The 8,632-nt window shown below is 49.0% G+C and carries 8 protein-coding genes; 7 read left to right on the top strand and 1 reads right to left on the bottom strand.

What is annotated here, in order from left to right:
* Positions 1-89: 89 nt before the first annotated feature.
* Entirely contained in the window at positions 90-701 is a 612-nt protein-coding gene (locus H6F68_RS22140) for an Hsp20/alpha crystallin family protein (protein ID WP_190562347.1), read from the bottom strand.
* Between the two features lie 200 nt (positions 702-901).
* Between H6F68_RS22140 and dusB the strand changes: the two genes are divergently transcribed.
* The 7 genes from dusB to H6F68_RS22105 all read left to right on the top strand — a co-directional run bounded on the left by dusB (position 902) and on the right by H6F68_RS22105 (position 8,597).
* Positions 902-1,969 (top strand): tRNA dihydrouridine synthase DusB, encoded by a 1,068-nt coding sequence (dusB, locus tag H6F68_RS22135; RefSeq protein WP_190562344.1) that lies wholly within the window; start codon positions 902-904, stop codon positions 1,967-1,969.
* A gap of 149 nt (positions 1,970-2,118) precedes the next feature.
* A complete protein-coding gene (locus H6F68_RS22130) occupies positions 2,119-4,293 on the top strand; it encodes a GAF domain-containing protein (protein ID WP_190562342.1) in 2,175 nt (724 codons plus the stop codon).
* Between the two features lie 88 nt (positions 4,294-4,381).
* The gene (locus tag H6F68_RS22125) at positions 4,382-4,777 is read left to right on the top strand and encodes a response regulator (RefSeq protein WP_190562340.1); all 396 of its coding nucleotides are present in this window, start codon (positions 4,382-4,384) and stop codon (positions 4,775-4,777) included.
* Between the two features lie 149 nt (positions 4,778-4,926).
* A complete protein-coding gene (locus tag H6F68_RS22120) occupies positions 4,927-5,313 on the top strand; it encodes a hypothetical protein (RefSeq protein ID WP_190562338.1) in 387 nt (128 codons plus the stop codon).
* Positions 5,314-5,567: 254 nt separating this feature from the next.
* Complete coding sequence (gene argF / locus H6F68_RS22115; RefSeq protein ID WP_190562336.1) at positions 5,568-6,491, top strand: ornithine carbamoyltransferase; 924 nt, start codon at positions 5,568-5,570, stop codon at positions 6,489-6,491.
* Positions 6,492-6,600: 109 nt separating this feature from the next.
* A complete protein-coding gene (gene lexA, locus H6F68_RS22110; RefSeq protein ID WP_190551260.1) occupies positions 6,601-7,218 on the top strand; it encodes a transcriptional repressor LexA in 618 nt (205 codons plus the stop codon).
* Between the two features lie 104 nt (positions 7,219-7,322).
* On the top strand, positions 7,323-8,597 hold the full coding sequence (locus tag H6F68_RS22105) for an AmpG family muropeptide MFS transporter (RefSeq protein WP_190562334.1): 1,275 nt from the start codon (positions 7,323-7,325) through the stop codon (positions 8,595-8,597).
* The last annotated feature ends 35 nt before the right edge of the window (positions 8,598-8,632 follow it).

Here is an 8,632-nt window from a genome sequence, read left to right as displayed (position 1 = left end):
GGCACTCGCCCCCAAACCCCCGCTGAGGGACGGCTGCGTCCCCCCGACCCCCTCCAGAAGGGGTTTTAAGGTAGTCTGAAGGTTACTGTTTAGGCAGTAGGGTTTTCAGACCAGACATCTGAGGTGAGTTCAAGGATGCTTTCAGCTACCGGGGCTTGAGTGGGAGCTGAAGTTGGAACGGTTTCGGTAGTCCCAGGGGCTGCTGTTAAGGAAGTAGCGGATTCGGTGGTGCTTAGGTTGAGTTTTACAACCGCTTTTTCAGGGGCTACTTTTGGCAAGGTGAGAGTGAGAATGCCGTCTTTGAGTTCTGCTTGAACTTGGTCATTCTGCACAGGCACTCCTAGGGGAATTACGCGACGGAAGTTGCCGTAGCGAAACTCAGAGCGGAAGTGGCCTTGCTCGTCAGTTTTCTGCTCGGAGCGATATTCGCCTTGGATGGCCACTGCATCTCGGCCGACTTGCACGTCTAGATGCTCTGCGTCTACGCCAGGAACTTCGGCGCGTAGAACTAGTGCGGCTCCGATATCGTTGAGTTCGATCGCGGGCATCCAAGCAGCACCCCTTTCTCTAGGGCCAAGCTCTCTAGGTTTGACCAGGGCTGAGTCAAAATTGATATTGGAAATCTCGTCAAAGAGTTGGTCAAGTTGACGACGGACAATGTCGAACTCACGTCGAGGTTGCCAGCGAATTAAGGTTCTCATGGGCTTAGGAGCATTGCTTGGGTTCCGATGTTTCTACTGTAGGCAGCAATATCTCAGGTCGCATTCAGGGGAACCGTAAGCTCAGAGTCGTGTTTGCCGCCTGCTTCAGGAATTATCTAGAAAGGAGCGATCGCTTGTCCAAACCCAATGGGTTAGCTCAGTTTTATACAATATAGAAACCTAGAATTTACCTGCTTGTAATGGTTTCTCTGTCTCCCAGTCTGAAGTCCCGTCTGTCCAGCCCGCTGAAAATTGGTTCTTTTGCAGTTAATAGCCGGGTGCTTCAGGCTCCACTGTCAGGTGTGACGGATCTGGTGTTTCGGCGGTTGGTACGTCGCTATTCTCCTGACTCGATGATGTATACCGAGATGGTGCAGGCGAGCGGACTTTGCCATGTGAAGCACCTGCCTAAAATTATGGAGATTGACCCTAATGAGCGCCCCATTAGTATTCAGTTGTTTGATTGTCGCCCGGACTTTCTAGCGGAAGCAGCCCGGATGGCAGTTGCAGAGGGAGCGGACACGATCGACATCAACATGGGTTGCCCGGTGAACAAAATCACGAAGAATGGGGGTGGTTCTTCGCTGTTGCGCGATCCTCAAACGGCAGAGGCGATCGTGCGGACGGTGGTGCAAGCAGTGAATGTACCTGTGACGGTAAAAACTCGCATTGGCTGGACTGACGAGGAGATTAACATTCTGGAGTTTGCCCAGCGGTTGCAGGATGCTGGAGCGCAGATGTTAACGGTGCATGCACGAACGCGATCGCAGGGCTACAACGGCTCTGCTAAGTGGGAGTGGATTGGTCGAGTCAAAGAAAAGCTGTCGATTCCAGTGATTGCCAATGGCGATATTTTCTCGGTGGCAACTGCGGTGGAATGTTTAGAGCAGACTGGGGCAGATGGGGTGATGTGCTCGCGTGCCACGATGGGCTATCCCTTCTTGGTGGGGGAGATTGATTACTTTCTCAAAACTGGCACCGAAAAAGCTGTGCCGACCCAAGTAGAACGATTGCTGTGTGCACGGGAGCATTTACAAGCACTGTGGGAGTACAAGGGCGATCGCGGCATTCGGCAAGCTCGCAAACATATGACTTGGTATGTCAAAGGTTTTGCTGGAGCGGCTGAGCTACGCGGTCAGTTGTGTTTAATTGAAACGGTGCAGCAGGGTGTGGACTTGTTGGATAGGGCGATCGTGGCTTTTGCTGAATTGGAGCCTGACAAGGCAGCAGTGGCAGATGCCTTTCCACTAATTTCTGTGGTTGCTTAGCCGAAAACCGTTAAATATCAAGTAAATATCAAGCGGTTGAGACAGTTGAGTGTGCTGTTGCAAAAGTCAGAATTGGTGGAACCCTAAATTTATAAAGCTTTTTTGCTACACAGCTTTTTTGCCACTGACTAACTTCGCCCTAACTTAAGATGAACCAGCCAGAGAGCAGTTTTAGAGAGGAAATAGAGCCATCCCTGCTGGCTCAAGGAACTCTACTAAACCGGATGACCAACCGCATCCGTCAGTCCTTAGAACTGCCTGAGATCCTGGCTGCAACTGTGGCAGAAACGCGCTCGTTTCTGGGTACTGATCGGGTCAAGGTTTATCGGTTCCACCCAGATGAAAGCGGTGAAGTCATTGCAGAGTCTATTTACCAACAGCGATTACCTTCTTTGCTGGGGCTAAACTTTCCAGCGGACGACATTCCCCCTCAAGCCCGCGAAATGTTTGTCAAAGCTCGGCAGCGAGTCATTGTTGACGTGCTGAGTCAGCAAGTTAATGTGAGTTGGTTAAATAGCCCCGATACCGCAGAGGATTTGGCTGCTATTGGGCTTCTCCAGCGTCCTGTTGATCCCTGCCACGTTGAATATTTGACTGCGATGGGCGTTCAGTCTTCGCTGGTTGTACCCATCTTGCATCACCAGCAACTGTGGGGTTTGTTAGTTTCCCACCACTCTGAACCCAGAGTTTTCTCGGCGACAGATCTGCAAATTTTGCAGATGGTGGCGGACCAAGTTTCGATCGCGATCGCTCAATCTAATCTGCTAACCCAGGCCAGAGAGCAAGCAGCGCGCGAGGCAATTGTGAACCAAATTTCCACCTTGCTACATGCGCCGCTCAGTATTCAAGCAATTCTGCAAATTGTCCTCCAGCGGGTAATTGAGGCGGTTCAGGGTTCGGGCGGCAGATTGTTTTTGGCGGGCACTGAAGCTACTGCTGGCGGCCATCTCTACGCTTATGGTACGCAACCCCAATTGCCTGACGCTGCTCAACCTTTAGATTTAGAGGCAAGCAGTTTTTGGCAAGAGTTAATGGATGGCCAAACTAAACCTGTACAGCCAGCATTACTGTTATCTCTGCTCCAACGACCGCCTCTAACCAAATCTGCGATCGCAGCTTCTTTGGCTCCAGACCTGATGGAAATCACGGAAGAAGCGCAACCCGTCGTTTACCCAGCCATCCCCCATATTTGTGCGATCGCCGACTTGTATCAGGAACCAAAGCTAGCTGCATTGCAAGCCGCTTTTGCGCCCAGTCGGATTCGTAGCATTTTGATCATGCCCCTGCGTTATGGGCAGCAATCTTTAGGCTGCTTGAGTATTTTTCGCGATGAGGTTGATACAGAGAAAGCGTGGGCGGGACACTGGGACTCCGATGAGCGGCAGCAACGACCCCGACAGTCCTTTGAAGTTTGGCGAGAATTGAAGCAAGCCCAAGCTCAGCCTTGGTTACAAGGAGAAACTGAGCTAATTCGCGCCCTAGGCACGCATCTGTCAATGGCTGTGATGCAGAACCGCTTGTACCAGTACGAACGAGAACAACGAATCCTGGTAGAAATGCGTAATCAGGAGTTACATACGGCACGGACCGTTGCAGAGGAAGCCAGCCGTTTGAAGTCTGATTTCCTCTCCTCTACCAGCCATGAACTACGCACACCTTTAGCTTCAACACTGAACTATTTGAAATTGCTTAAGGAAGGATTTTATGACAATGAAGAGGAATTAAAAGAATATATTCAAGTGGCCTACCAGTCTGCCGAAAATTTGGTTGATATCATCAACGATGTTTTAGATATTGCCAAAATTGAAGCAGGTCGAATGAACATCAATTTGGAAGTGGTTCATCTACCAACACTGTTACAAGAAGAGCGGAATTTATTCAATTTAGATAGCCGTCGTAAAGGAATTGCATTAATCGTTGAATGTGAAGTGGACAACGTTTATGCCGATAAGATCAAGCTTCGACAAATATTAACTAATCTGGTTTCCAATGCCCTGAAATTTACTAGTCAAGGAGAAATTCGCATTCACGCGGTGAAGAAAACAGATAATTTCTCTCAGAGCAAGATTGGTCAAATTGTGGAAGTTTCTGTGACTGACACAGGTATTGGTATCGACTTAGAGAAACGAGATTTATTGTTTGAGCCTTTTGTGCAAGCCGATGGCTCGATTAAGCGGCGCTATGGGGGGACGGGCTTGGGTTTGACCATTAGTAAGCGTCTCGTAGAGCTGATGGGCGGCAGAATTTGGATTGATAGTGCTGGTAAAGATCAAGGGACTCAAGTAAGTTTTACTTTGCCCCATATGGATACGCTCAATCCTTAGAAATTGGCTTAGCTGATTGCGATCGCTTTAATAACTAACCGCTCTGATTGCTAATAGATTTAACGATTCAGGCAAAGGAACACAAACCTTGAATATTTTGCTAGTTGATGATGACCAAGTACTAGCTAAAGGAACTGCTAAATTAATTCAGCGTTTAGGTGGTCATCAAGTCTACATTGCCGATGATCCGGTTGAGATTTTCTATCGATGCCAAATCGGGGCAGTGGATTTAATTTTGATGGATGTGAACTTACCTGGAGCCCAATGGAAAGGGCAAGCGGTGAGTGGCGCGGATTTAGCTCGTTTGCTGAAAAATCATTCCTCTACGGCTCATATCCCAATTATCTTAGTCACTGCTTATGCCATGCTGACTGAACAAAAAGCACTTTTAGTGACATCTCAAGCGGATGGTTTTTATACAAAACCTATTACAGATTACGATGCCCTTCTGAATGCGATCACCCAGCTCTGCGGCACTAACTAATTGAGTTGTTAATTCATCTAACCTAGGTGAATTAATGCTGATTCATATTTAGGAAGAAAAAGTTTTGCTTGAAAATTCTCATTAGAATCGCTGAAATAGTTGTCTTAAAATAGTGATTAAAACTAGCCACTATAAAATAGAAGTTTCCGATGTCTAAGATTGCGGTGTTGGATGATGATCAACAATGGGGATTCGCAATTAAACGATTTTTCAGAAATGAGTTTGATGTATCTAACTATGTAGATGTTTATAGCTTCTTGCCCAAAGCCCATGAGTATGATCTGGCGATCGTCGATTTCTCCATTCCACCCGCCAGATTTGAAAAAAACATCAATGGCTGTGAGTTGATTTGCCAGCTGAAAAACGATTTACTCAACCCGCCTGTGCTAATCCTAGCCACTGGATTTTTGAGCCAACATGATTTGGAGGCTGGTAAAGCCCTTTGCCCCCAAGCCGATGGATTTCTAGTCAAAGATATGGGTTTAGAAGCAATCCTGGCGCAAATCAAGCAATTTTTAGCGGCTAATCGTTCGTGAAATCATTACTCATTTAGTCGAGTAGACGAGTTATCTGAAGCCGAGAAGATGTCGATATCGCGATCGCCCCTCAACCTGGAAATTGGTCTCTGTACTTGGATTGCTATATCAAGGTTTGCTGGCTAGGTTATCTCTTGAGGATCTGGTAGGGTTTTAAGACGGCCTCTCTGGTAGGCCGCTCAGGGTAGCCTTGTCGGTTGCCTACGCTTGTTTGTAAGCATCAAAGCATTTTGCTTCAGTTAAAGAGGGGCAGCATGGAGGCAATGAAAGGACGGGATCTCCTAAGTTTGGCGGATCTCACCCCAGACGAGGTGCAAGGGCTACTGGATTTGGCAGGACAGATGAAGGCGGGCAAAGTCGCGCCGCACTGTCCCAAAGTTTTGGGGTTGCTGTTCTATAAAGCCTCAACGCGGACACGGGTGAGCTTTTCGGTTGCCATGTACCAACTAGGGGGGCAAGTCCTAGATCTGAACCCAAACGTGACTCAAGTCGGGCGAGGAGAACCGCTGGAGGATACAGCGCGCGTTCTAGATCGCTATCTCGACATCATGGCGATCCGGACGTTTGAGCAGCAAGACCTCGAAACATTTGCCCATCATGCTCAGATTCCCGTGATCAATGCCCTGAGTGATTTGGAGCATCCTTGCCAAATTTTGGCGGACTTACTGACCGTTCAGGAGACGTTTGGTACGTTAGCAGGTCTGACGTTAACCTACTTAGGAGACGGCAACAACGTGGCCCATTCTCTCCTATTGGGTTGTGCTTTAGTTGGAATGAATGTACGAGTAGCCACACCGCCTGAATACAAGCCTTTACCCGCAATTGTGGAACAGGCCAAAGCGATCGCCGGAGGTCGCTCAGAAGTGACTGTCACTCACGATCCAGAAACAGCCGTCAAAGCTTCTCAAGTACTCTACACGGATGTCTGGGCTAGCATGGGCCAAGAAGCAGATGCTGCCTCTCGCATTCCTATCTTTCAGCCGTATCAAGTGAATGAATTCCTGCTGAGCTTAGCGGACCCCAAGGCGATCGTCTTACATTGCCTCCCAGCGCACCGGGGAGAAGAAATTACCGATGGCGTGATGGAAGGCGAGCAATCCAAGATTTGGGACCAAGCGGAAAATCGTCTTCATGCTCAGAAGGCATTGCTGGCTAGCTTGCTAGGAGCAGGTGCGTAGGCGATCGCAGGTTTATTTGGTTCAAGATTTGGCTCAGGACTAGACAGACGAGAATTGTGATGATACAAATGTTCTATGGGGTGAGAATAATCAACCACCTAGAATTTTTATGGAACGCCTCACTGAAGCCCAACAGCAACTTTTCGACTGGTTATTAGAGTATATCCGTCACCACCACCATTCGCCGTCCATTCGGCAGATGATGCAGGCGATGGAGTTGAAGTCGCCCGCTCCCATCCAAAGCCGCTTAGAGCACCTGCGCGCTAAGGGATATATTAGCTGGACCGAGGGCAAAGCTCGGACAATCCGGATTTTGCAAGCGGATACCCAGGGTGTACCTATTCTAGGTGCGATCGCCGCTGGTGGCTTGGTCGAGCCGTTTACGGATACGGTGGATCGCCTAGATCTATCTAATCTTCTGCTGCAACCTCAATATTTCGCATTGCGAGTCACTGGCGACAGCATGATTGAAGCGCTGATCGCTCCTGGCGATGTTGTGATCATGAAACCTGTCGCCGATCCTAAGTCTCTCAAGAACGGCACCATTGTCGCCGCGATGGTGGAGGGACATGGTACGACTCTGAAGCACTTCCATCGCAAGGGCAACAAAGTCACTTTGAAGCCTGCGAATGTGAAGTATCCACCAATTGAGGTGTCTGCTAGTCACGTACAGGTGCAAGGCTCACTGGTTGGTGTATGGCGCGGTCTTGAGACGGCTCTCGCTTAATTTTGTAACAGCTCCCTACAATCAATGAGTGCTTGAATCTTCCTGTGGCATGATTGTCAGACTGCGACAGGAAGGCTCTGTTGTGGGAGGAATTCTAATTAACTGTGAAAGCGACTCAATCTGTGCTGCAAGTATTTCAAAGCCGCAAAATGGCTGCATTATTGTTGCTGGGCTTTGCTTCTGGCTTGCCATTATTTTTGACTAGTAAAACCCTGCAAGCTTGGATGACGGTGGAAGGAGTCGACCTGAAGTCGATTGGCCTGTTTAGCTTGGTAGGCTTACCGTACTCTCTAAAGTTTCTGTGGTCCCCTATTCTCGATCGGTTTATCCCACCATTTCTAGGGCGACGACGAGGTTGGTTAATTTTGACCCAAGGTGCATTGCTGCTGGCCATTGGCGCGATGGCGTTGCAAAACCCTGCTCAAGCCCTGCAACTGTTGGCGCTGAATGCTCTGATCATTGCTTTCTTCAGTGCCACCCAAGATATTGCGTTTGATGCCTACCGCACAGATGTGCTGGAAACCCATGAAATGGGAGCAGGGGCAGCGGTAGCGGTGTTAGGATATCGCATCGCTCTTTTAATCACTGGTTCCTTAGCCCTGATTTTGGCAGATCGGATTCCTTGGCCCACCGTTTACTTGTTGCTGGCAGTGCTAATGGCAATCGGAATGGTGACAGCGCTTTGGGCTCCAGAACCCGTGTTGCGCGATCGCCCTCCTGATTCTTTGGCAGATGCTGTGAGGTTGCCCTTCATCGAGTTTTTTCAACGACTCGGTGCAGTGCGGGGTGCTTTGATTCTGGTGTTCATCGTGCTCTACAAGCTCGGAGACGCCCTCGTCAACAATATGTCTACCCCATTTTTGCTGAAGACGGGTTTTACCCAGACCGATATTGGCGCGATTCAGGGAGGAATGGGACTGCTGGCAACCATTGTTGGGGTGTTAGCAGGAGGTGCGGTCCTTAGTAAATTGGGCATTAACCGCTCTCTCTGGATATTTGGTGGGCTACAAGCGGTTAGTAACTTGGCCTACTTAGGGCTATCCCAGGTTGGTAAAGACTACTCGTTTATGGTGGTCGCAATTAATATCGAGAACTTCTGTGCAGGATTAGGCACAGCCGCTTTTGTCGCTTTCTTGATGAGCCTCTGTAACCAACGGTTTTCGGCGACGCAGTTTGCCCTACTTTCCAGCCTCATGGCGGTTAGTCGTGACATTTTGGTGGCACCCGCAGGTGGGATTGTGGAAGCAACAGGTTGGCCTTTATTCTTTACGCTATCGCTGGTGGCAGCGTTACCAGGTTTATTACTTTTACCTGTTTTTGCGCCTTGGAATGCCAAAGTTGAGGCGGTAAATGCTAATGGAGAGGACGGAGACGATTAGCTGTATCGGTTGTAGGATGAAGAGAGAGTCGCTTC

The organism is Trichocoleus sp. FACHB-262, assembly GCF_014696035.1.
Classification (GTDB): Bacteria; Cyanobacteriota; Cyanobacteriia; order FACHB-46; family FACHB-46; genus Trichocoleus.
The sequence above is the reverse complement of the archived record's forward strand: the minus strand, read 5'-3'. Positions and strand labels throughout refer to the sequence as shown.